Source organism: Streptomyces sp. NPDC002619 (assembly GCF_042889305.1).
Classification (GTDB): Bacteria; Actinomycetota; Actinomycetes; order Streptomycetales; family Streptomycetaceae; genus Streptomyces.
The window spans coordinates 138,958-163,603 of the sequence record NZ_JBIAQV010000012.1 but is presented as its reverse complement, the minus strand read 5'-3'; the positions used below and the strand labels follow the sequence as shown (position 1 = coordinate 163,603).

General features: G+C 69.4%; 13 protein-coding genes. 10 read left to right on the top strand and 3 right to left on the bottom strand.

The features are described from left to right. Window positions 1–10 precede the first annotated feature (10 nt). From ACFYXB_RS21080 to ACFYXB_RS21060, 5 genes are all read left to right on the top strand, one after another. Window positions 11–1,843, top strand: coding sequence for a WxL protein peptidoglycan domain-containing protein (locus ACFYXB_RS21080; protein ID WP_389584445.1), 1,833 nt, complete (start codon window positions 11–13; stop codon window positions 1,841–1,843). Between the two features lie 73 nt (window positions 1,844–1,916). Further along, window positions 1,917–2,819 (top strand): hypothetical protein, encoded by a 903-nt coding sequence (locus tag ACFYXB_RS21075; protein WP_389584443.1) that lies wholly within the window; start codon window positions 1,917–1,919, stop codon window positions 2,817–2,819. A 15-nt stretch (window positions 2,820–2,834) separates the two neighbouring features. Next, window positions 2,835–4,175, top strand: coding sequence for an Ig-like domain-containing protein (locus ACFYXB_RS21070; RefSeq protein ID WP_389584440.1), 1,341 nt, complete (start codon window positions 2,835–2,837; stop codon window positions 4,173–4,175). Then, window positions 4,172–5,122: a sortase gene (locus ACFYXB_RS21065; protein ID WP_389584437.1), complete on the top strand. Its 951-nt coding sequence runs from the start codon at window positions 4,172–4,174 to the stop codon at window positions 5,120–5,122. Before ACFYXB_RS21070 ends, ACFYXB_RS21065 begins: the two co-directional genes overlap by 4 nt. A gap of 72 nt (window positions 5,123–5,194) precedes the next feature. Continuing rightward, window positions 5,195–6,022: a phosphate ABC transporter ATP-binding protein gene (locus ACFYXB_RS21060; protein ID WP_389584563.1), complete on the top strand. Its 828-nt coding sequence runs from the start codon at window positions 5,195–5,197 to the stop codon at window positions 6,020–6,022. Window positions 6,023–6,239: 217 nt separating this feature from the next. Here the strand turns inward: ACFYXB_RS21060 and ACFYXB_RS21055 are convergent, their stop codons facing one another. Continuing rightward, window positions 6,240–7,370 carry a rod shape-determining protein gene (locus tag ACFYXB_RS21055; RefSeq protein WP_389584434.1) on the bottom strand — a complete coding sequence of 377 codons (1,131 nt, stop codon included), beginning with the start codon at window positions 7,368–7,370 and terminating at the stop codon, window positions 6,240–6,242. Between the two features lie 213 nt (window positions 7,371–7,583). Beyond that, complete coding sequence (locus ACFYXB_RS21050) at window positions 7,584–8,078, bottom strand: hypothetical protein (protein ID WP_389584432.1); 495 nt, start codon at window positions 8,076–8,078, stop codon at window positions 7,584–7,586. A 299-nt stretch (window positions 8,079–8,377) separates the two neighbouring features. Here ACFYXB_RS21050 and ACFYXB_RS21045 point away from each other — a divergent pair, with 299 nt between their 5' ends. From ACFYXB_RS21045 to ACFYXB_RS21030, 4 genes are all read left to right on the top strand, one after another. Beyond that, complete coding sequence (locus ACFYXB_RS21045) at window positions 8,378–17,491, top strand: DNRLRE domain-containing protein (RefSeq protein WP_389584430.1); 9,114 nt, start codon at window positions 8,378–8,380, stop codon at window positions 17,489–17,491. A gap of 110 nt (window positions 17,492–17,601) precedes the next feature. Further along, a complete protein-coding gene (locus ACFYXB_RS21040) occupies window positions 17,602–18,102 on the top strand; it encodes a hypothetical protein (RefSeq protein ID WP_389584428.1) in 501 nt (166 codons plus the stop codon). A gap of 230 nt (window positions 18,103–18,332) precedes the next feature. Then, on the top strand, window positions 18,333–18,818 hold the full coding sequence (locus ACFYXB_RS21035) for an SUKH-4 family immunity protein (protein WP_389584425.1): 486 nt from the start codon (window positions 18,333–18,335) through the stop codon (window positions 18,816–18,818). 109 nt (window positions 18,819–18,927) lie between these two features. Beyond that, window positions 18,928–19,566: a hypothetical protein gene (locus tag ACFYXB_RS21030; protein ID WP_389584422.1), complete on the top strand. Its 639-nt coding sequence runs from the start codon at window positions 18,928–18,930 to the stop codon at window positions 19,564–19,566. Between the two features lie 51 nt (window positions 19,567–19,617). Here ACFYXB_RS21030 and ACFYXB_RS21025 read toward each other — a convergent pair whose 3' ends face one another. Then, window positions 19,618–20,715 carry a hypothetical protein gene (locus ACFYXB_RS21025; protein ID WP_389584419.1) on the bottom strand — a complete coding sequence of 366 codons (1,098 nt, stop codon included), beginning with the start codon at window positions 20,713–20,715 and terminating at the stop codon, window positions 19,618–19,620. A gap of 228 nt (window positions 20,716–20,943) precedes the next feature. Here ACFYXB_RS21025 and ACFYXB_RS21020 point away from each other — a divergent pair, with 228 nt between their 5' ends. Next, entirely contained in the window at window positions 20,944–24,561 is a 3,618-nt protein-coding gene (locus ACFYXB_RS21020) for a S8 family serine peptidase (RefSeq protein ID WP_389584416.1), read from the top strand. Window positions 24,562–24,646: the final 85 nt, after the last annotated feature.

The window sequence follows — 24,646 nt, the reverse complement described above, 5'->3', positions numbered from 1 at the left end:
ACACCCCGTCATGATCTCCACCTCAGCCCGCCGTATCGCCGCCGTCCTGGCCGCCTGTCTCCTCGCCGTACTGCCGGCCGCGCACGCGTCGGCCGCGGCACCGGAGGCCGGAGGAACGGGGCGTACGACGTTCGGTGTTCAGCCCTCGGCCGCGAAGAAGCCCGACGCGCGGCCCAACTTCTCCTACGGCGCCACTCCCGGCGCCCGCGTCGCGGACCACATCGCGGTCTTCAACTACGGCAAGAAACCCCTCACGTTGAGGGTGTACGCCCAGGACGCCTTCACCACCGCCGACGGTGGCTTCGACCTGTTCCCGGCCAAGCACCGGCCCAAGGACGCCGGCTCCTGGATCAAGGTCGGCAAGAGCCGTGTGAAGGTCCCGCCCCGCTCCCGCGTCATCGTGCCCTTCACCCTGAGCATTCCGGCGAAGGCGACCCCCGGCGACCACGTCGGCGGCATCGTCGCCTCGCTCGCGGCCACCGCCACCGACAAGAAGGGCGACCGGGTCGCCGTCGACCAGCGGGTCGGCGCGCGCGTCTACCTCCGCGTGACCGGTGAACTCACCGCCCGGCTCGCCGTCGAGGACCTGCACACCGCGTACCACGGCACGGCCAACCCCTTCGGCTCCGGCTCCGCGACCGTGACGTACACCCTGCGCAACACCGGGAACGTACGGCTCGCCGCCCACCAGTCGGTCCGGGTCCGCGACGGCCTCGGCGGCACCGCGAAGACGACGAAGGTCCGCGACCTCCCCGAGCTGCTGCCGGGTGACGCGATCCAGGTGAGCACGTCGGCCACCGGCGTCCGCCCCGCATTCCGGGACACGACCACGGTCACGGTGGACCCCGAGCCGGTGCGCGGCGATGTCAAGTTCCGCATCCTGCCCCGCGTCACCCAGACCGAAGCCTTCACCGCCGTACCGTGGGCGCTGCTGGCCCTGGTCCTCGTGCTGGCCGCGATCGTCACCTTCGAGGTGATACGACGCCGTCGGCGCCGCAACTCTGCGCCCCCGTCCGCCCGTTCACCGCGCAAGACGTCCGGTACCAAGCAGGCGGTCGGCCTCGCGGCGGTGCTGCTGGTCACCGGCGCGCTCCTCGCGGGCACCCCGACCGAGGCGCAGGCCGCCACCGGCGGCAGTCTCGCCGTCACCCCCGCGAAGGGCACCGACACCGAGCCCATCAACCTCACCGCCGAGGCGCCCTGCCCCAAGAAGACCGTCAACGTCATCGCCCGGGTCAGGGGAGCCGGCTTCCCGCGCGAGGGACAGATCGTCGTCGGCAACGCGCCGCTCTCCATCTACCAGACGGTGCCCGGCGGCGGCCTCGTGATCCCGCTGATCTACACGATGAAGGACTACGCCAGCATCGCCGGGTTCACCGACCTGCGTGGCAAGTACACCTTCACCGTCAGCTGTCTGAAGGGCGCTTTCGACCTGACGAGCCTGAAGGACTTCACCGGCTCGCTGGACTTCGAGCGGAAGAACGCGTACCAGGACGGCACCAAGGTCGCCCTGCCCAAGGCGGCGGCGAGCGCTGCGTCCACCCCGGCCACAGGCGGTACGGCCACCACGGCTCCGGGGCAGCCCAGCCAGCAGGGACAGCAGCAGGGCGAGCCCAACGGCCTGCCCGTGCCCGGTCAGACGCCCAGCGGCTCCGCCCCGGCGGCCGGCGCGGCACCCCTCGACCCGGCGCGCGCGGGTGCCGCCGAGGTCTCCACCGACTCCTCGCTCACCGCCTGGGCGGTGGGCGGCTTCAGCGTCTGTCTGCTGGCGCTCGTCGCCGGCGTCGTCCTCTGGGCGCGCGGCCGCCGAGCCGGGGCCGCACGGCCCGACACCGGCGAGTGAACGCCCTCGCCATCTCGTCCTGAACCACTGCCAAGGGAGAAACACCGTGTCTTTCACACCTCACCGACCCCGGATGTCCAGGAGGGCCACCGTCCGCGCCGGCACGTTGATCGCGGCCTGCGGCGCGGCGGGGCTGCTCGTCTCCGCGGTGACCGTCGCCCAGGCGTCGGCCGCCGAGTCCGCCGGCACGATGGAGGTGGCTCCCAAGACCGGCGCGGACACCGACGGGATGACCCTGACCACCTCGGGTCCGTGCCCCGACAACGCGACCAACATCATCATGACGGTGAAGGGCAAGGGCTTCGAAGCCACGCCCGAGGGCCTGGGCGTGGTGGGCAACTCGCCTGTCGGTACGTACGGGGAGGCGCCGAACGGCGGCCTCATCGTGCCGCTGACGTTTACGATGCGGGACTACGCCAGCCAGGCGGGCTTCAGCAAGCTCGAGGGCCGTTACGACTTCACGCTCACCTGCCGTACGGCGTTCAACCCCACCAGCCTCGGCGACTTCACGGCGTCGATCTGGTTCACCTCCAACACGAAGTACCAGGACACGGACCCGGCCGGCCCGAGCAGCACCCCGAGCAGCACCCCGAGCACCACCACCTCGGCCACCCCGTCCGCGACCCCCTCGGACACCACCCTGCCCTCGGACTCCGCGACCCCGAGCGACACGGGCGAGCCCACCGACACCGGCGAGCCCACGGACACCGGCGAGCCCACGGACACCGCCACCCCGACCGACACGGCCGCGGCCGACGGCGGTACCGACGGCGGCGGCTCCCAGGACGTGTCGACCGACGTCAACGGCGGTGCGTCCGGCGGCGGTTCGGGCAACGGTTCGCTCGCGGCCACCGGTGTCGACGCGGGCGCGCTCGGCGCCGTGTCGGCCGCGCTGGTCCTCGCAGGCGTCCTCGTCGTCCGCCGCGCCCGCGCGCGCGAGGACTTCGACGTCACCACCCACACGACCGACATCTGAGCCGGAAGAGAGAACATGCGCTTCACGACGACGCGTTTCACGACCGAGCGCCTCAAGGCCGCACGCAGACCGCTGGCCGCCGCGCTCGTGTCCCTGCTCGCCGCCGGCTCGCTCGCGCTCGGCACCGGCGGAGCCCGGGCCGACGTCCTCGGCACGATGGAGGTGGCTCCCAGGACCGGCGCGGACACCGACGGGATGACCCTGACCACCTCGGGTCCCTGCCCGGACAACGCGACCAACATCATCATGACGGTGAAGGGCAAGGGCTTCGAAGCCACGCCCGAGGGCCTGGGCGTGGTGGGCAACTCGCCTGTCGGTACGTACGGGGAGGCGCCGAACGGCGGCCTCATCGTGCCGCTGACGTTTACGATGCGGGACTACGCCAGCCAGGCGGGCTTCACCGAGCTCCAGGGCCGTTACGACTTCACGCTCACCTGCCGTACGGCGTTCAACCCCACCAGCCTCGGCGACTTCACGGCGTCGATCTGGTTCACCTCCAACACGAGGTACCAGGACACCGAGCCCGTCACCGTCACCGCCACGACGACCAAGCTCACGGCGAGCCCGGTGAGCCCGGTCGTCCAGGGCACGTCGGTGAAGCTGACGGCGGCCGTCACCCCGGCCTCCGCGACCGGCACCGTGCGCTTCCTCGACGGCACCACCCAGCTCGGCAGCCCGGTCATCGTCTCCGGCGGCACCGCCACCCTGAGCACCAGCTCGCTGGCCGTCGGCACCCACTCGCTCAAGGCCGAGTTCACCCCGGCCGACCCGGCGGTGTACGGCCCCTCGGTCTCCGGGCCGTTGTCGTACACGGTGAAGATCAAGCCCCCGGCGGTCGTCACCGCCGCGAAGATCACCGGCACCGTGCGCTCCGGGTCCACCGTGACCTGCTCCGTGAGCTTCAGCGGCGCGACCTCCGTGTCGTACGCCTGGCTCAAGGACGGCACGGTGATCAGCGGCGCGACCGCCAAGACCCGCACGATCAGCGGCACCGAGTACAAGCACAAGCTCGCCTGCCGGGCGACCGGCAAGAACACCACCGGCAGCACGACCTCGACCAGCCCGTCCGTGACCGTGGCGCTCGGCCCGGCCCTGGCGGTCGTGACGAAGCCGTCGATCTCCGGCACCCACAAGGTCGGCTACAGGCAGACCGCCAAGCCGGGCAGCTGGAAGCCGGCGGCCACCTCGTACAGCTACGTCTGGAAGCGCGACGGCAGGGCCATCACCGGCGCCACCAAGTCGACGTACACGCCCACCCGTTCGGACCGTGGCCACAAGCTCACCGTGACCGTCACGGCGAAGCGCGGTGGATACGCCAACGGCAGCGCGACCTCCGTCTCGGTGAAGATCGCATGACGGCACCGGTCACCGCCCCCGCCGGGCCCGTGGAAGCCGACACCTCGTCGGTTCCCGGGCCCGGCGGGGCGCGCCCCACCCGCCCGGTACGACCGTCGGTGGGCCCCGGACTGCGTGTCACCAGCGCGGCGTTGACCATCCTGGCCGCGCTGCTGCTCGGCTTCGTCGCCGACGCCGGCCTGGTCAGCGATCTGCGGCACGCCCGCGACCGTCAGGTCGACTACGCCACCTTCCGCGCCGACCTGGCCAACGGCGTCGCCCCCATCGGGCAGTCCGCGGGCGGCGGCCGGGCGCCGAAGAACGGTGAATCCGTGGCCCTCCTCGAGATCCCCGAGCTGGGGGTGCGCGAGGTCGTCCACGAGGGCACCACGGCCGACGACCTGTCCCACGGCCCCGGCCACCGCAGGGACACGCCCCTGCCCGGACAGGCCGGAGTCAGCGTCATCATGGGCCGCCAGGCGACGTACGGCGGCCCCTTCCGGCGCCTCGGCGAGCTGAGCACCGGCGACAAGTTCACCGTGACCACCGGTCAGGGCAAGCACACGTACCAGGTGATCGGGCCGCGCCGGTCCGGCGACCCGCAGCCGCCCGTGCCCGCGCAGGGCCGCGGCCGGCTCACCCTGATCACGGCCGACGGCACCCCGTTCATGCCCCGGGGCATCCTGCGGGTGGACGCGGACCTGGTCTCGGACGTGCAGGTCACTCCGGCGCCGGCCCTCGCGGCGGGCGCTCTGCCGGAGGAGGAGAAGCCGATGGCCACCGGGACCTCGGCCTGGCTGCCCCTCGTGCTGTGGGGTCAGGGCCTCGTCCTCGGCGCCGCCGGCCTCACCTGGGCCCACACCCGCTGGGGCCGGCGGCAGACCTGGGTCGTGGGCGTCCCGCTCCTGGGCGCGCTGGGCCTGGCCACCGCGGACCAGGCACTGATGCTCCTGCCGAACCTGCTGTGACCGCGCACCCCGCCGCTGCCATTGCCCCGACACTGCTCCACCGTTGACGAAGGACAAGCTGTGACCGACCAGATGACCCAGACCGAGACCACGCTGCCCCTCCCGGCGGCCGTACCCGGGGTGAGCGGCGCGACGCTCGAAGCGCGCCGCATCTCGGCATGGTTCGGCGACCACAAAGTCCTCGACCGGGTGTCGCTGACCATGCCTGCCGGCCTGGTTTCGGCCCTCATCGGCCCCTCCGGCTGCGGCAAGTCGACGTTCCTGCGCATCCTCAACCGCATGCACGAACTCGTCCCGTCCGCGTCGCTGGCCGGTGAGGTCCTGGTGGACGAGCAGGACATCTACGCCACCGGGCAGCGGCTGACCGAGGCGCGGCGCACGATCGGCATGGTCTTCCAGAAGCCGAACCCGTTCCCCGCGATGTCGATCTACGACAACGTCACCTCCGGCCTGAAGCTCACCGGGACCCGGATGAACGGCGACGCCAAGGACGACCTGGTGGAGGAGTGCCTGGCCAAGGCGGGCCTGTGGAAGGAGGTGCGGGACCGGCTGCGGCAGCCCGGTGGCGCGCTCTCCGGCGGCCAGCAGCAGCGGCTGTGCATCGCCCGTTCCCTCGCGGTACGGCCCAAGGTCCTGCTGATGGACGAACCCTGCTCGGCGCTGGACCCCACGTCCACGCGGCGCATCGAGGAGACGATCCGCGAACTGGCCCACGAGGTCACGATCGTGATCGTCACCCACAATATGCAGCAGGCGGCCCGCGTCTCCGACCAGTGCGCGTTCTTCCTCGCGGAGCAGAACACCCCCGGCAGCATCGTCGAACACGGGCCCACGGCCACGATGTTCGCCACGCCCCAGGACCCCCGCACCGCGGACTACGTGGAGGGCCGCTTCGGCTGACCCGCGCGCGGCCCTCGCGCCGACTCGGTCATGTTCCCCAGGCATGACACCTGCCTGCGTGGGCACGATGGTCCGTACCTGACCAGTGTCCGTGAGGCAGTTCGAGGTATGAGGAGGGCGACATGGAGCGTCGGATCCGTGTGCGAGTCAGCCGTCGGCCCGCCGCTCCCCGCGGCCAGGAGATCGACCGCAGGACACCCTCCGGGCGGATCCTGCCCTACTGACCCGCCCGCTCGTCCGCCCTGCGCTGCGCCGACTTCTGCCGATGAGGGGCAGAAGGCGCGGAACCGGGTGGGTGGTCACGCGGTTCGTCAGGCGCCAGCGGGTCCAGGACCAGCGGTTCCATCCTGCCCTCCAGCATGGCTCCGATGCCCTGTATGGCGCACAGTTCCGGCCGTTCCGCGATGTTCACCGGCATACCGGTCGCCTGACGCAGCATCTGGTCGAGGCCGGGGAGCAGGGCGGAGCCGCCGACCATTATGATCCCGCGGTCGACGAGGTCGGCCACCAGGTCGGGCGGGCAGCCCCGCAGCACCTTGCCGATGCCGTCGAGCACGGCCGTCAGCGGGGTCTGGATCGCGTCGCGCACGGCGGCGGTGTCGACCCGTACGGAACGGGCGAGGCCGGTGGCGATGTCCCTGCCGTGGATCTCGGTGGTGGCCGGACCGTGCGGGGTGAGGCCGTTGCCGGAGAGGGCGAGCTGCAGCGGCCGTACGGACTGGCTGGGCAGCAACAACTCGTGTTCGAGCCGCAGGTGCTGCACGATCGCGCGGTCGACGGCCTCACCGCCCACCGCTATGCGCTCGGCGGTGACGATCGACCCCAGGGACAGGACGGCGACCTGGGTGGCGGCGGCACCGCATATGATGATCATCATGCCCTCGGGCTGTTCGACGGGCAGTCCGCAGCCGACGGCGGCGGCGATCAGCGTGTCCACCAGCTCGACATGGCGCGCCCCGAGCCCCACCAGCGTCTCGATGGCCGCCCGCTGGGCCAGGGGGTCGGCGTCGTGCGGGGTGCAGGCCGCGCCCCGCAGCCGGGGCTTGCGTCGCAGGGCTCGGCGCATCTTGTCGCCGAGCAGATGGCGCAGCATGCGCTGGGCCATCTCGATGTCGACGACGGTGCCGCCCGAAACCGGCCGTACGACCCGGATATAGCTGGGCGTCCGTCCCGTCATCCGCTCCGCGAACTCGCCCACGGCGATGAGCGCGCCGGTACGGGTGTTCACGGCGGCGGCGGACGGCTGGTCGACGACGAGCCCGGCGCCCTTCACATATACCCGGGTACGGGCCGCCCCCAGGTCGACGGCGAAGTGGCAGCGGCGCAACTGATCCAGGCGGACGGTCATCGCAGTTCCTCCCGAGTGCGCGAGCGGCTCCGCCGGTGTGGCGTGCCTAGTACGCATCCTGCGCGGCGCCCGGGGGTGCGCGCCGCTTGGAGGGGGCCGGGTGGGGTGCGGCTGAACGGGGGGTTCGTGCGGCGTGTCGTCCGCCGGTTGCCGTGAGCGGGCGGATCGAGGGGGTTCGGGGGCGAGGGCGTCTACAGGGTCCGGGGGCGAGGATCAGCCGTTCTGCTGCCGTGGCTGCTGCGTGGGCAGCGTGCCCGAGCAGGTGGCACGGCCGTACTCGCCTCCGGCGGTGGCGCTGTTGACGTGCCGGCCGCGGATCGCGAGCGCGCAGCGGGCCTGACCGCCCCGTGCGCCGAGGGTGATGCTGATGACCGGGTTCTGCCCCAGCGGCACCTGGACCGTCCGGCGCCACGGCAGTGCCGCGCCCTTGACGGTCTCCGCGGCGCCGGCCTCGCTCTCGCCCTGGAACCTGAGGTCGGCCGTTCCCTCGCCGGTCACTTCGTAGGTCACCGGCGCGGTGGGAGTGGAGTGCTCGGACCGGGGAACGTCGTCGTCGCCGGACAGTCCGTAGAGGGTGAGGCCGGCGCCGAGCGCGAGGACGCAGGCGGCGGCCGCGATCAGTGCGGGGCGGCGACGGGAGCGGGCTCGGGTGCCGCCGTCCTCGGCCGGCGACGTGTCGGCTTGCGCCTGCTCGGTCTCGCTGTTCATCCGCATTCCCCTCGACTGACCGAACCGGGCATGGCCCTGCCCATCGAAGAGGGACGCTTCGATCGCTGTCAAGCGATCTTCGACGGCCGGTCGGAGTTGGCTCGATTCAGCACTCAACAACAGGTGACGGTTCCGTGTGCAAACAGTGAAGGCACAGGTCAGTCGCCATCGGGTGGCTGAATTCGGCTTTTTGCGAAACTTATTCCTTCTCTTGACGTGGACACGTGAATGGTGTGTACCTTCCGCCGGTTCCCGGCTGTGACCTGCAGCTGGGCTCTGGTTCCTCGAAAGGGAAACCCATGCGCAGACCAAGAGGCTTGAGGCTCTGGGCCTCAAGCACGGTGCTGGCGGTCGTGGCGACCGTCGCGCCGACGACGCCTGCCTTCGCGGCCGATCCACCGGATACGGGCCGACTCACCGATCACATTCGCGACCTGTTCTCGGACAACGACGCCGAGCGGTCGGATCCGCCCGAGCTGCCCGACACCGACGTCCCCGGCAACGAGAAGCTCGCTAAGGCACGGCCCGCCCAAAAGGCCGAGCGGGTCAAGGAACTGACGGCCCGCCGGACACCGTACTCCCGGTCCTGGCGGATGTCGGACGGGCGGGTGCAGTCCGAGGTCTCCGCGATACCCACCGCCTACGAGACGGGCAAGGGCGCGGACGCCGAGTGGAAGCCCATCGACACCGCGGTCACCGACACCGACCGCAAGGGCTTCGAGAAGGCCAACACCACCAACGTGGCGCAGACCTGGTTCGGTTCACGCCCCGGTGAGCTGGTCCGTTTCGAACTCGACAAGGGCCACTGGGTCGCCATCGGCCTGAAGCACCCGGCGAAGGCACTGACCCCGAAGGTCGACGGCAACGTCGTCACCTACAAGGGCGCGCTGGGCGACGGAATCGACCTCTCCTACACCGTCGGCAACGGCAGTGTGAAGGAGAACATCGTTCTGGGCGAGCGGCCGAGGACGGCGCCCGCTTTCGAGTTCACCCTCACCACCGGCGGCCTGACCGCGAAGTCGCAGAAGAATGGCGCCATCGCTCTCTACGGCGAGAACTCCCCGGTCGGCGCACCGGCGTTGGTGATCCCCGCGCCGTTCATGACGGACGCGAAGAAGGACGTCGGCTCCGCCTACGGCACCGCCGGCTCCGACGCCGTCCGCCAGCAACTCACGGGCGGGAACGGGTCGTACGGGATCATCCTGAAGCCGGACGCCAAGTGGCTGGCGGCGCCGGAGCGAGCGTTCCCGGTGACGGTCGACCCGACCGTCACGATCGCGCCGACTCCGTCGCAGTCCGCCGACACGATGATCTCCTCGGACGACGCGGCCGCCAACTACGCGGACCTGTGGCGTCTTTCCGTCGGCAACACCAGCTCAGGCACCTCGCGCGCCCTGCTGAAGTTCGGCCTGTCCGGCATCCCGGCGGGCACCCACCTGGATTCGGCCGAACTGAAGCTGTACTACGACCAGACCCACACCACCGGCGCCACCGAGGTCCAGCTGGAGGCGCACCGGGCCACGACCGCGTGGACGGAGGACGGCGCCACCTGGAACAACGCCAACGGCATCACCGGTGAGCTGTCCGGCACGTCGGTCCTCGTCGACGACGGCGACTTTGGCACCACCGCCGCCACGGGCGCCTGGCCGACCTCCGGAAACACCGCGTACACCCAGTACGCGATCGGTCAGGACTACCGCTACAACAAGGACGCCACGGCGGGCGACAAGTACACCTGGCGGCCGAACCTCCCCGAGAACGGCGACTACCAGGTCGACGTGCACTACGTCCCGGCCTCCGACCGCGCGACGAACGCGCCGTACACGGTGACCTACGCGGGAGGCACCAAGACCTACCAGGTCGACCAGCAGGCGGGCACCGAGGGCCAGTGGAAGGCGCTGGGCAAGCACCCGTTCACGGCCGGCACCACCGGGCAGGTCGTGCTCGGCGACGGCCCCGCTTCGACGTCCACCGCCGTCCTCGCGGACGCGGTGCGCTTCACCAAGGGCGGCGTGGTCACCAAGAAGCCGCAGGAGGTCAACACCTGGCACGCCTTCCCGGTGACCAAGACCGTCCAGCAGTGGCTCGACGGCACCTACGACAACAACGGCTTCGTGGTGAAGGCCGCCGACGAGTCCGCGAGCGCCCCCAAGGGCGGCCCGCGGTACGAGGCCGCCGAGTACGCCTACAAGGGCGAGGTCGCCAACTACCCGAAACTGGTCCTGACCTGGGGCAGCCAGGGAGTCGATGTCGACCCGCCGGCGGTCGTGCACTCGACGGGCGCCGAGCTGAACTGGCCCGCGTACACCGACCCGTCGACCTCGCCCGGCGACGACATCGTCGAGTACCAGGTCCACCGAAGCGTGTTCCAGCACTTCACGCCGGACTCGCGGACCCTGGTCTCGCCGATCGCCAAGGACACCCGTACCTACACGGACACCTCGGCCACGCCGACCCCCGCGGACTCCGCGGAGGAGTTCGGTGACGCGTACTACTACATGGTCGCGGTGAAGACCCGTGACGGGAAGATCCTCCCGTCGCGCACCGAACTGGTACGGCTGCCGAAGGCGGGCCGCACCACCGTGATCCTCCAGGCCGGCCAGAGCGACACCACCGTGTCCTCCACCGAATCCGGCACCGGCCACGACACCCTCACCGACACCGGGACCGCCCACACGTGGCTCTCGGTGGGCAACAACTCCGCCACCTACGGCAAGACCCGTGCCCTGCTGAAGTTCCCCTCGCTCAGCGAAATCCCCTCCGGCGCCCGGGTGCTCGAGGCGGAGCTGAACATGTGGGGCTTCCAGACGACGACGGACTCCTCCGGCGCCATCTACGAGGCACACGGACTGACTCGCGACTTCGACGAGGCGACCGCGTCCTGGACGAAGGCCGACTCCACCACGTCGTGGACCACGGCCGGCGGCGACATGGACGCGGCGGTCTCGGACACGGTGGGCACGGTCACCAACGACCCGGCACGCCAGTCCTGGTACGTCACCTCGCTCGCGCAGAGCTGGATCTCCGACCCGGCCGGCAACCACGGCGTCGCGGTCAGGCTGCGTGACGAGTCGACGGCCGGACCGCAGGAGCGGACGTTGTTCCTGTCCTCCGAGGCCGAGGAGGGGCAGCTGCGCCCGCAGCTGGTCGTGACCTACCTGTCGAAGTCGACGGAGAGCACGTACTTCGCGCCCTTCACCCCCTCCCGGCTGACCCCGGGCGACGAGTACACCACCGACGTCACGGTCACCAACACCACCACCAGCGTCTGGGAGGCGGGCACCCAGGCGCTCTCCTACACCTGGTCGCTGCCGGACGGCACGGACGCCACCACCGGTGGCAACCAGCTGGAGACCGCGCTCCCGGGGCGTGTCCTGCCCGGTGACTCGGTCACCGTGCCGGCCCGGCTGAAAGCCCCCATCAACGCGGAGTCGGGCAACAAGCGCCTGGACTACGTGCTCAAGTGGGACCTGAAGAACACCGCCACCGGCACCTGGCTCTCCCAGTCGGAGTCCATCGCCCCGCTCGCGCAGAACGTCCGCACCGAGGACCCGACCTCCGACCAGCTCGGCCTGGAGAAGTTCTACTCCTACGCGGGCAAGAACACCGGCGCCGGCTCGTCGCTGATGACGAACCTGTACGCGGGCAACACGGTCTGGCAGTACAACGCGTTCACCAACCCGGGCCGGGGCATCAGCACGTTCGCCCGGTTCGCGTACAACTCGCAGGACACCTCCGACACCGTGCTCGGCGCGGGCTGGTCGGGACAGGCCGCGAGCCCGCTCCGTCTCGGCGCCGCGCTGGACTTCCACCCCAACCCGAACCCCACCACGGTCACCCTCCCCGACGGTGACGGCACCACGCACGTCTTCCGCAAGCAGGACGACGGCAGCTGGAAGGCGCCGGCGGGCGTGCACTACCTGCTGCGGCAGGGCGCGGGCACGGACTGCGTCCCGAACAAGGACGGCGACCCGAAGGCATGGTCGCTGACCCGGCCGGACCGCACCCAGTTCTTCTTCGACTGTGACGGTTATCCGACATCGGTCGTCGACAAGAACGGCAACACGCAGACGTACACGTACGCCGTGCGCAAGTCCAACAACAAGCCGGTCAAGTTCCTCACGTACATCGAGGACCCGGAGCGGCGGCAGTCGCTGACCGTCTCGTACTGGACGAAGAGCGACACCAACAACCCGAAGATCATCGACCACGTCAAGTCGATGACCGACATCTCCGGGCGGACGCTGACCTTCGACTACTCGACCGAGGGCCTGCTGACCACCCTCACCGACGGCGCGGGCAGCTCCCAGCCGAAGGTGTTCCGCTTCACCTACGACGCGGAGCAGGGCAACAAGAACGTCAAGCTGGTCAAGGTCACCGACCCGCGCGGCAACGCGACCTCGCTCGACTACTACTACCCGAGCGAGGGTGACGATCCGAAGTTCCACTGGAACACCCAGACGATCACGGATCGCCTGGACGGCACCACCGGATACGTCTACAACGACCCGGACGGCACCGCGGGCTCGGTGATCCGGACGATGGTGACGGACGCGGAGAGCCACGCCACCGTTCAGACGCTCGACGGCTTCGGACGCCCCACTCAGATCACCAACGCCAAGTCGGAGACGACAAAGCTGGGTTGGGACGCCGACAACAACGTCACGCGCCTGGAGGAGGCCAACACGGCCGTCTCCACGTGGACGTACGACCAGAAGACCGGCTACCCGCTGGAGCAGAAGGACGCCGAGGCCAACAAGAACGGCACCGCGCCCCAGACCTTCACCTACTCCACCGGCCTGAACGGCTACATCGCGGACCTCTTCGAGAAGAAGTCCCCCGAGGGCCGCACCTACCGGTTCGGCTACGACACCCTGGGCAACCTGACCTCGGTCACCGACCCCAAGGGCGTGGCCACCGCCACCGACGGCGACTACACCGCCCGCACCGAGTACGACACCTACGGCAGGGTCACCAAGGAGACCGACGCCAACGGGCACTCGACCGCGTACAGCGCGTACGACCCCGTCGGTTACCCGGAGACCATCACCGACGCACTCCAGAAACCTTCGTACTTCGTGTACGACGTCCGGGGCAATGTCACAAAGGTGACCAACGCCAAGGGCGCCGAGGTCAGCCAGACCTATGACGTCTTCGGCCGGCCGCTGGAGAAGAAGGAGCCGGTCAAGCAGGCCGACAACGACTTCATCGTCACGCCCGCACCGGTCTACGACGCCAACGACAACATCACCAAGGTGACGGCGCCCAACGGAGCGGTGTCCACCTCGGTCTACGACAAGGCCGACCAGGTCACCGAGTCCGTCGCCCCCGGCGACGAGTCCACCGACCCCGGCCGCAGGACGACCACGACCTACGACAAGGTCGGCAACGTCCTCACGGCGACGGCCCCGCAGGGCAACCTGACGGACACCGTGGGCGACTACACCACCACGACCCGGTACGACGAGATCTACCAGCCGGTCGAGATGGTCGACGCCGAGGGTCACCGGGCGACGACGGAGTACGACAACGTCGGCAACGTCACCAAGGCCGTCGACCCGCGCAAGAACGCCACCGCGAACCCCGACGACTACACCACCCGCTACCAGTACGACCAGAACCACCGGGTCGTCCGCACGATCGACGCCCTGGAGTGGGCCACCTCGGTCCGCTACGACAAGGACGGCCTGCAGATCGCGCAGACCGACGCCGAGGGCAACGAGTCGCTCGCGACGTACGACGAGCGCGGCGCCCTGGTGGAGTCCAAGGTCCCGGTCAGCGAGGACAGTCCGGGCGACATCTCCTACCGCACCACCCGCTACGAGTACGACCAGGTCGGCAACCAGACGAAGACGATCACCCCGCGCGGCGTCGCCACCACTGACGACGCCACGGACTACACGGCGGAGACCGTCTACGACGAGCTGAACCGGGTCAAGGAGGAGCGCTCACCCTTCGACAAGGACGACTCCCGCTACTCCTCACCGGACTCGACGTACTACTTCTACGACACGGTCGGAAACCTCAGCTCGGTCTCCGCACCGCCGTCGGACGGCCAGTCGGTCCGCAACGTCACCGAGTACACGTACTTCGACAACGGCTGGACCGAGACGTCCAAGGACCCGTGGGACATCACTACGTCCTACGCGTACAACGACCTGGGCCAGCAGACGAAGAACACGCTGACCTCGGCGGGCGGTTCCCAGCAGCGCACGATGACCTGGGACTTCTATCCGTCGGGCAACCAGAAGGCGCACTCCGACGACGGCGTCCCGGTCGGCAAGCAGGTCGTGGTCGTCGACAGCTCGGACTTCAACAACACGGCGACACAGGGCAGTTGGTCGCCGACGCAGGCCGAGCAGCAGTACGGCTACGACACCTACTCGCACGCCGCCGGTACCGGCACGGCGTCGTTCTCCTGGCAGCTCAACATCCCGCAGGACGGTACCTACGAGGTGTTCGTCCGGTACCCGAAGGTGACGGGTGCGGCCAGCGACGCCAAGTTCAAGGTCGACCACGACGGCGGCAGCACGACGCAGACCGTGGACGAGACCAAGAACACCGGCAGTTGGGTCTCGCTGGGCAGCTACTCGTTCGTCGAGGACGGCCCGCAGAAGATCACGCTGACCGACGCGGCGAACGGCACGGTGCTCGCGGACACGGTGAAGCTGGTCCGCTCCAACACGGGCGAGACCGACAACGAGAAGAAGGACTTCACCTACCGGTACAACGCCAACGGCAACATGACCGAGGTCGGCGACCACTCGCCGGGCGCGAAGATCGACACGTACAGGATCGCGTACGACGGCCTCGACCAGATCAGCAAGGTCGAGGAACTCGCCGGCAGCACGGTCAAGACCACCACCGCGCTGACCTACGACGAGAACGGCAACCCGCTCACCTCGACGCACGACCTCACCTGGTCGAAGATCGACTACGACGAGCGCGACCTGGTCGCCAAGGTGACCAACGCGGACTCGCCGACGGCGGGCAACCAGCAGATCACGTCGATGACGTACACCGGGCGCGGCCAGCTCCTGAAGCAGACCAAGCCCAACGGCAACACGCTGGACATGCAGTACTACCTCGACGGCTCGGTGAAGCAGTCGCTCGAGAAGAAGTCCGGCGGGGCCGTCGTGGCCCAGCACGACCTGGAGTACTCGCCCAACGGGCACCGCTCCAAGGACGTACTGAAGTTGATGAACGCCGACGACAACTCGGCCTACATCAACAACACCTACACCTTCGACTACGACCCGCAGGACCGACTCACCAAGACCACCAAGGCGGGTGACAACCCGTCGACCGAGTCGTACACCTACGACCGCAACAGCAACGTCGTCTCCCAGACCGTGGGCGGCGTCACGACGACCCAGCACTACGACCGCAACCGCCTGCTGTCGGCGTCCGCGGACGGCGTCTCCTCCACCTACAACTACGACCCGCTCGGCAGGCTCGACACGGTCAGCACCGGCGGCCAGACGGCGGAGAAGTACTACTACGACGGCTTCGATCGCACGGTGAAGACACGCGCGGGCTCCGGTGCCGCTGCCGTGACCACGTCGTACGTCTTCGACCCGTTCGACCGCACGGTCTCCCAGACCACGACCGGAACGAACGGAAAGACGACCGCCTTCACGTACCTCGGGCTGGATAACACGCTCCTGCGCGAGACCGTCGACGGCAAGGCCGACAAGGACTACCAGTACCTCGCCGGCGGCCAGCGCTCCACCCAGATCAAGCACAAGGACGGTGGGGGCGAGGAGTACTCCCAGTACGTCACCAGCCCGCGCGGCGACGTCGAGGCGATCACGAAGGAGGACGGCAACACCCGTGCCACGTACGGCTACACGGCGTACGGCAGTGACGACGAGTCGCAGATGACCGGCGCCGACAAGCCGGACGCCGGCGGTGCGGAGACGGACGACTACAACGCGTTCCGCTTCAACTCCTCGCGCTGGGACGGCGCTTCGGGCACGTACGACATGGGCTTCCGCAACTACGACCCGGGCCTGAACCGCTTCCTGACCCGGGACTCCTACAGCGGAGCCCTGGGCGACATGTCCCTGGCCACCGACCCGTTCACCGGCAACCGCTACGCGTTCGCCGGCGGCAACCCGATCAGCTTCGTCGAACTCGACGGCCATCTGTTCGGCATGTCGCTGTCGGACCTCGGCCATGCCGCGCTGGACGTGGTGGGCCTGGTCCCGGTCGTCGGCGAGGTCGCCGACGTCGCCAACGGCATCTGGTACGCGGCCGAGGGCAACTACGTCGACGCCGCGCTCTCCCTGACCTCGGCGATCCCGCTGGTCGGCTACGGGGCGACGGCGGTGAAGGCGGGCAAGTACGCCAAGAAGGGCATCGAGGCCGCCGACACGGTGAACGACGCGCGGAAGGCGGGCAAGAACGCCGAGAAGGCAGCCGGGGCGGGGGCGGACGCCCGCAAGGCGGACGCGCCTTCTTCCGGCAAGCCGAAGGCGCCGAGTTGCAAGAAGAACAGCTTCGTCCCGGGCACCAAGGTGCTGATGGCCGACGGGTCCACGAAGAACATCGAGGACCTGGACGAAGGCGAGTTCGTCCTGGCTTCCGACCCGGAGTCCGGTGACCTCCAGGGACGCCAGATCACCGACACCCGCAACCACGCGGGCGACAAGACCCTGGTCACCCTCACCGTCGACACCGACGGGGAACAGGGCAACGCCAAGCCGTCCGAGATCACTTCAACTGACGAGCACCTGTACTGGCTGCCGGACTTCGGGAAGTGGCTCAAGGCCGGCGAACTCAAGCCGGGCATGTGGCTGCAGACCTCGGCCGGCACATGGGTGCAGATCACCGCCGTCGACGAAGCCCACCGCAGCCAGCGGGTCTACAACCTCACCGTCGATGGCCAGCACGACTTCTACGTGCAGGCGGGCGGCGTCGATGTCCTCGTCCACAACGAAGACCGGCCCGTCGCCCCGGGCACCTGCCCCATCTCGCAGGGCGAGGCCAAGCAACTGCTCGACGACGCCGAGGCCATCCATGACGCGAGGACCACGGGCATGGTCCCGAACTCCACAGGTGCTCGGAGGGCCGAACAGGGAACCACCGTGGCCACTGGAAGGTTCGGGAACACGAAGTGGTACACCACCAACAACAACAGGGCCACGCCGGCCATGAAGGCCAAGGCGAAGGAACTGGGGTACGAGAGGCTCTCCGGAGTCGAGCACACCACCCCAGGCCTGGAGACCGATGCCGAGCAGATCTTCATGAACGCGTTCGAGGACGGGACGCTGGTCGGCCCCGGCACCGTCGCGTCGTCACGCAAGGCCTGCGGGCCGTTGCGTCAGAACTGCGCGGGGCGGGCGAACGGACCAGACTTCGCTGACATCGAACTCTGGGAGAGGGACCGTATAGCCCCCTGGGACCGATAAGGAGGAGTGAGAGCCGAGCGGCTTCCCTTCGGGAGGCCGCTCGGCTCGTTCCAGGGGCAAGTTGCACGGATGATAAGCTCAGCCAAAATTTGAATTGACGAGGGGATGGGATGACTCTTTGGGGTGAAGAATTCTCCGATACGGCTTTCGAAGATGTTTTCCGGACGCGTCGAGAAGCGGTTGGAGCGCTCCTCGATGTACTGGATTCCACTTTGACGCTTCTGAACAGTCCGCGAGAAGCGTTGTTCGATGCCGATACACTTGCCTTTGTCGCCCAGGCGTCCGGCATGCTGCGGGGTTTTGTGAATTCCGGCGAGGTGTCACAGTTTGATGAGGAAGCGTTCTTCGACGCGGCGTTCCTGGAATCCGACTCCATTTCCCCGTATACCGGTGCTGCTCTCCGAATGTTCTTCGGGCAGACAGTGCAATTCGCCACTGACCAGATGGACTGGACCGGAGTGGGGGATGGGCTCGACGCCTGCTATGAGATCGTCCTGCAGCAGCAGGCGATGGGTCCGGTGGTGACGGTCGAGATGGAGCGGGAGAACTCTCTGTGTCGCCAGGCGATCCACTTGCAGAAAGAAGTTCTGGCGGAATTCGGGGTGACCTGAAAGACGTGAGAGGCTGATGAACTCGGTGGCGAGAGACACGCTGAGCGATACGATTCGGCGGGCCAAGGGCTTTTGACAGGTCTGTCCGGTTGGAGTGGGAGCGGGAGACGCTTCCCCCTCCACCGGTCACACCGCTCTTCGCAGTGAAGGAGTGAGGTGATGATCGAGCATGTTTCGCGCGACGTGCAGAAAAGGTTGCCGTCTCCACCTCGGAGACCTGGCCTGAGGCCGTGCGCGAGGCTCTGAAGGGCGTCCGGAATTTCGGTTTGCCCCAGGAAGCGGCCTTGTTCTACCCGAGCATGGGTGGCGCTCCCTTCCCAGACGTCTCCGACGACAAGACCGGTGAGCGGTACTGGCGACTGGGCCAGCACGACACCCAGCTGAATCCCGGCTACTACGTGTTCGAGTACGTCCTCGACGCCGACGGGCGGGTGCTTCTGCTCGGCCCGTCGTTGCCGGAACCCCGATTCGTGAACTCGTCGCTGATCGCGTTCCTCGACGCGCTGGCCGCCTGGGACTACCGGTGCGAGCACGTCGACGACTTCGACGACCTCGAGCCGGAGGACGACGAGGACGACGAGGACCCGGCGGAGGCGGCGCGCGTCGCATTCGGCCTGGAGATCAGGGACCGGCTTCGTGAGCTTGATCCCCCGGCGTTCGAGATGGACACCTGGTGGGACCGGGTCTATGAGGAGGTGGAATACGACGCGATCTGATCCGGCTGCCGGATGACGTGATCGCGTGAGGTACGCCCGCCGGGCGACCGGCGGGCCGTACCCCTGTCGCAACGTGTTCGGCCTGTTGGAAGAAGGGATTGTTCCGTCGATGAGCCTGGACGGGGACATCAAGCAGGTGTCGGCCTTGTCGCCGGCGGATCGGTCGCGGGTGGCGGCGCTGCTCGTCGTGCGGTACTGCGGTTTCCACGGGGACCCGCACTTCTCGCCGTGGTTCGAGACGCACCGCGACGCGTTGGCCAAGGTACGGGAGCTGGCCGTGGACATCTGCCGGCAGGCTCTGCCCGGCGTGGCCGAGGTCACCCGTGAGGCGCTCGAGGTGGTCAGGGAACTGCTGGACGAGGTCATCGAGGGCAGCGACCCGGACGGCCCGCCCTTCGAGACGGAGGTGGTCGACCATCTGGTGTTCGCCACCGAAGTGCTCGACTTCCTCCTGTCTCCCCAGGAGACGGGGGCGCTGTCCTACGCGTTCGAGCGCGCTCTGGAACTGGCCGAGGCCCGGCGGGAGATGGGAGAGGAGGACTACCCGGACAACGCCTGGGAGCCGGTCGACTTCGAGGCCCTGGAGGCGGCCGCGCGCCATGCCGACATCGGGGAACTGCTCGCGGCCGAGCAGGAGGGGATCCTCGACCCCGCACCGATGCCGGCCCGCAGCGAGGAGTTCGCCCGGCGCTACGCGGATGTGATCGCGCACTGTTACACGGACGAGGAGGCCGGTCAGCAGGGGTGACCTGAAAGAAGTGAAGGGCGAGCGGCCCGCCGGTCTCCACCGGCGGGCCGCTCAGGTTTCTTCGGCCCTCCGCCACAGGTGCACGGCCGTCTCGTCCGCCGAGACCGTGTACCAGGTGCCCTCGCCCGCCGGGCGGGCCGGGCCGGAGACCGGGAAGGGGTACGAGACACGGCCGCGCAGGGTCGTCCCGGCCACGTCGACCAGCCAGTGCCGGGTGGCGTACGCGTTCACATCCGTGTCGGTGCCGATGACGACGGTGCCCTCGGCCACGTAGGCCGCCTCGTAGTCCCAGCGCGCCCTGTCGTCGTCGGCGCTCCCCGGGGCCACCGGCACGGTGTCCTCGGCGTCCAGCCGACCCAGTTCCGTGCCGTCCTCCGCCCGGTGCAGATAGAGGGACCACTGCTCCGGATCCGTGGTCAGGAAGTGCCCGCCGGAGGGGCTCACCCCGAGGAGGACCTCACCGGGGAACCGCCGGACCGTGAGCGTCGTGCCGTCGAAGTGACCCCACAGCACAGGCGAGTCCTCCTCGCCCTCGCCCACCGTCAGCCCCATGTACGCCGGGTCCGGATGGGGGTACTGGAAGGAGCCCGAAGCCACGGTCCCCGTCTCGGCCCGGCCCAGCACCGTCCCGTCGACGGCGTCCAGGACCAGCCACTCCTCCTCCACGCCGTCTCCTGTGCTGTCGCGGACGTGGGCCCAGACCAGCTTGCCGTCCGGGGAGAAGGCTGCCGAGCCGTGGTCCGCATGGGTGTGGTCGAAGTCGTCGGCGTACTCCGTGTACGAGACGTGTCTCTGCTCGCACACGGCGGTGGACCAGCAGCCGTGCCGGATCTCCCACCGCACGCTGCCCGTCGCATCCACGGCCCGCAGTGCGTGCACGCCCGCGAACACGGCGAGGTCGCCGCCGGGTGAGACCGTCACCGTGCCGAACGGGCGCGGCCAGGGCGCCGGAAAGCGGACCTCCGTCCCCACCCCGCCCAGGTCACGAACGGCAAGCTCCATGTCGCCGCGCTGCACGAGCAGTTGGCGCCCGGCGAGATACAGAACCTGCGGAGTGTCCGCGGACGCCGGGTCCAGCGGTGCGGCGACGGTGGCGACGTGGTGGGCGGCCTGCGGTGCGGGGCCGTCAGGGGCTGTCTCGGTCGGCATCCCGGCATGGTGCCACAAGCGGACCACCCTCTGGTGAAGCCGACGAGCCGTCCTGTGACGACCTGTTTCAGAGGTGTGTGCCACTGGCACCCGACTCCGCGGTTCGCCAAGCACTTGGCGGGAACCTGCCAGGACGTCTTTCCGCCACTCCCGCTCAACCCCCAGGCAACACAAGCCCCCTGACACTCTTCGCAGCACTCACCGCACTCGAACCAGAAAGAGGCGTGGATGACCAGAGGACCAGTCAGACGTGGGGCAACCCTCCTGTCGGCGGGGCTCGTGCTCGCGATGGTGCCGATCGTTCCGGCGGCCGCACAGGATGCCGCCGTCACGGGCACGCATCCGCAGGACGCCGCCACCACCGTGACCCTCGTCACCGGCGACAAGGTGACCGTCACGGACCTGGGGCAGGGCAAGAAGACGGTCACCGTGCAGCGGCCCCGCGGGGCCACCGGTGTCGTACGGACGCAGATGAGCGATGGCGACATCACCGTCGTACCGGACGAGGCACGGAAGTATCTGCAGGCGGGCACCCTGGACCGCCGGCTGTTCGAGGTCAGCGGGCTGATACGGCAGGGGCTCAGCGACAAGAAGAGCGATGAACTGCCGCTGATCGTCACCTACGACAAGGGTGCGCGGACCGTCACCCCGCGCGGTGCCGAGCGGACACGGAGTCTTACGAGTCTGCGCGGTGCCGCCGTCGACGCCGACAAGGGGCGTAACTTCTGGCGGTCGTTCACCGCGCAGGGCGGGATCGACAAGGTCTGGCTGGACGGGCGTGTGAAGGCCGACATGGCCGAGAGCAACGCGCAGATCGGCACCCAGGCCGCCTGGGACGCCGGGCTGACCGGCAAGGGTGTCACCGTCGCCGTGCTCGACACCGGCGTCGACCTCAGCCACCCCGACCTCACGGACCGCGTCAGCACCACCAAGAGCTTCATCGAGGGCCAGGAGGTCGCCGACCGCAACGGCCACGGCACCCACGTCACCTCCACCGTCGGCGGCAGCGGGACAGCCTCCGAAGGCAAGGAGAAGGGCGTCGCGCCCGAGGCCACCCTCGCGGTCGGCAAGGTGCTCAGCGACCAGGGCTCGGGCAGCGAGTCCCAGATCATCGCGGGCATGGAGTGGGCGGCGCGGGACGTGCACGCCCGGATCATCTCCATGAGCCTCGGCTCGACCGAGGCCAGCGATGGCACCGACCCGATGGCGCAGGCCGTCAACACCCTCTCTCAGGAGACCGGCGCCCTCTTCGTCGTCGCCGCGGGCAACACTGGCGCCCCCTCGTCCATCGGTTCGCCCGGCGCCGCCGACTCCGCGCTTACCGTCGGCGCCGTCGACTCCGCCGACCAGGCCGCCTACTTCACCAGCGCCGGCCCCCGCTACGGCGACAACGCCCTCAAGCCCGACGTCTCGGCGCCGGGCGTCGACATCCTCGCCGCCCGCTCCCAACTCGTGGGCGGCAGCGGCTACTACACCAGCATGAGCGGTACGTCGATGGCGACTCCGCATGTCGCCGGCGTGGCCGCCCTGCTTGCCCAGGAGCACCCCGACTCGACCGGCGCGCAGCTCAAGGACGCGCTGATGTCCACGTCCGAGCAACTGGACGAGTCCGCTTATGTGCTGGGCTCCGGACGCGTCAGCGTTCCCGACGCGATCGGCGCGAGCCTCACCGCCACCGGCAGCGCCGACCTCGGCTTCTACAGCTGGCCGTACGACGCGAACAAGCCGGTCACGCGGACGCTCACCTACACCAACTCCTCGGACGACGCTGTCGAGTTGAGCCTGTCCGTGCAGGGCGCCCCGGACGGCGTCGCCACCCTCGCCGACACCAGCCTCACCGTCCCGGCGCACGGCACCGCGTCCACGACCGTGACAGGTGACGGCTCCAAGGCGAAGGTCGGGAACACCAGCGGGCAGATCGTGGCTGCCGTCGCCGGGACCCCGGTCGCGCACACCGCGTTCGGGCTGGTCAAGGAGGAGGAGCGGTACAACCTCACCGTCCACGTCAAGGACCGCGACGGCGCGCCCGCCGCGGCCTGGCTCGCCCTGCAGCAACTCGCCGCAGGCACCGACCCCTTCTCGGCCCAGGTCGGTGACTCCGGCACCCTCACGCTCCGCCTGAAGCCGGGCACCTACACCCTGGCCTCCTTCCTCGACGTGCGCGGCAGCCACGGCGCCGACTCGCTCGGCCTCGGCTTCCTCGCCGCACCCGAGATCAATCTCGACCAGGACCGCGAAGTCACCCTCGACGGGCGGAAGCTGCGTGAGATCAAGGCCGAGGTCGACCGGCGCACCGAGACGCAGCAGCTGATCATGGAGTACGACCGGAAGGCGAACGGCGCCGACCTGTTCGACGCGGCCCAGGTGCCGCTGACCTACGACAGCATCTTCGCCGCACCGACCGGCAAGGTGACGCAGGGCAGCTTCCAGTACCGGACCGTGTGGCGGCTCGCCAAGCCGACGCTCGAGGTCAAGGGGATCGGCGAGGCCACCGTCCAGTCGGGCGGCACGCTGATCGAGGGCCACACCAGGCTGCCGCTCGTCGACATCGGCGACGGTCCCGTCACCGGCGACGTCCAGGGCAAGGCCATCCTCGCCCGCCTCGCCGACGGCGCCGACCCGAACGCGCTGGCCCAGGCCGCGCAGGACGCGGGCGCCAAGGCACTGTTCGCGACCGACGACGCGCCCGGACGGCTCATGGCCTGGTGGGGCGCCGACGACGGCTCCGACCGGTCCCTGCAGATCGCCACGGTCAACGCCGCCGACGCGGCACGGCTGCGCGACTCCGGACAGGTCGACATGACGGGGACGCGCAACTCGCCGTACGTGTACGACCTTTCGCAGGGCCTTCCGGGCGGGGTCCCGGACCGTGACCTGACCTACCAGCCCACCGACAGCCAACTCGCCCAGCTGGACGCGAAGTTCCACGCGGTGAAGCCGGCCTCCGGCGGCGAGTTCCGCTACTCGCTCACCGACGCCTTCCCCATCGGCCTCGGCTTCCAGCAGAGGATCGACTTCCCGGCCGAGCGCACGGACTACGTCTCCACCGGCCCCGGCCAGCAGTGGCACGAGTCAGTGGCCCTCGGCGACGGCACACTGGAGGAGCGCAGCGGACTGGTGCGCTACTCGGGCGGGACGCATCCCACGCTGAACTGGTTCAAGCCGGTGTGGCACCCGTGGCTGGGCACCGGGCTCGGCTTCGGGCAGCAGCGGATCGGAAACCAGATCCAGTTCAACACTCCCGGCTGGGGCGACTCCGGGCCCGACCACACCGGCTTCGGTGACGTGTGGAGCGGCGACACCGGGATGGACCAGTACACCACGGTGTATGTGGACGGCACCCAGGTCGACCGGCGCAAGAGCTCCGCCGCGTATGTGTGGACCGCGCCCGCCGACGAGCACACCTACAAGGTCGCCACCGACACCACGCTCGACCCCGAGCGCTGGGGACTGTCCACGAAGGGCCACGCCGAGTGGACCTTCAAGTCAGCGGTCACCCCCGAGGACCACTGGACCTACCTCCCGCTCATCAACCTCGCCTTCGACGTCGACACCGACCTCGCGGGTGATGTGCGCGGTGGTGGCCGGGTGCCGATCGGGCTCAGCGCCGAGTACGTGGCCAAGGCGTCCGGCACCGGGACCCTCGGCGGCGGCAGGCTCGAGGTGTCGTACGACGACGGCGCGACGTGGCGGACCGTCCAGCTCACCGACGATCGGGGCGCCTCCTGGCACGGCACGCTGAACGTGCCGCGCGACGCCGGCCACATCTCGCTGCGGGCCTCCGCGCGTGACGACCGGGGCGGCTCGGTGACGCAGGAGATCATCCGGGCCGTAGGGGTCAAGTAGCCCGTACGGCACGCAAGAAGGCGGCGCCGCCTCCCTGCGACGGGGAGGCGGCGCCGCCGGCTTCTCAGCGACGATCACCTGTTCA

Excerpts from the sequence above, each read along its gene's own strand:
- ACFYXB_RS21030 (WP_389584422.1), top strand. The coding sequence starts at position 18,928 with ATGAGCCTGGACGGGGACATCAAGCAGGTGTCGGCCTTGTCGCCGGCG.
- ACFYXB_RS21075 (WP_389584443.1), top strand. The coding sequence starts at position 1,917 with ATGTCCAGGAGGGCCACCGTCCGCGCCGGCACGTTGATCGCGGCCTGC.
- ACFYXB_RS21055 (WP_389584434.1), bottom strand. The coding sequence starts at position 7,370 with ATGACCGTCCGCCTGGATCAGTTGCGCCGCTGCCACTTCGCCGTCGAC.
- ACFYXB_RS21060 (WP_389584563.1), top strand. The coding sequence starts at position 5,195 with ATGACCCAGACCGAGACCACGCTGCCCCTCCCGGCGGCCGTACCCGGG.
- ACFYXB_RS21025 (WP_389584419.1), bottom strand. The coding sequence starts at position 20,715 with ATGCCGACCGAGACAGCCCCTGACGGCCCCGCACCGCAGGCCGCCCAC.
- ACFYXB_RS21045 (WP_389584430.1), top strand. The coding sequence starts at position 8,378 with ATGCGCAGACCAAGAGGCTTGAGGCTCTGGGCCTCAAGCACGGTGCTG.
- ACFYXB_RS21080 (WP_389584445.1), top strand. The coding sequence starts at position 11 with ATGATCTCCACCTCAGCCCGCCGTATCGCCGCCGTCCTGGCCGCCTGT.
- ACFYXB_RS21040 (WP_389584428.1), top strand. The coding sequence starts at position 17,602 with ATGACTCTTTGGGGTGAAGAATTCTCCGATACGGCTTTCGAAGATGTT.
- ACFYXB_RS21050 (WP_389584432.1), bottom strand. The coding sequence starts at position 8,078 with ATGAACAGCGAGACCGAGCAGGCGCAAGCCGACACGTCGCCGGCCGAG.
- ACFYXB_RS21065 (WP_389584437.1), top strand. The coding sequence starts at position 4,172 with ATGACGGCACCGGTCACCGCCCCCGCCGGGCCCGTGGAAGCCGACACC.
- ACFYXB_RS21020 (WP_389584416.1), top strand. The coding sequence starts at position 20,944 with ATGACCAGAGGACCAGTCAGACGTGGGGCAACCCTCCTGTCGGCGGGG.
- ACFYXB_RS21070 (WP_389584440.1), top strand. The coding sequence starts at position 2,835 with ATGCGCTTCACGACGACGCGTTTCACGACCGAGCGCCTCAAGGCCGCA.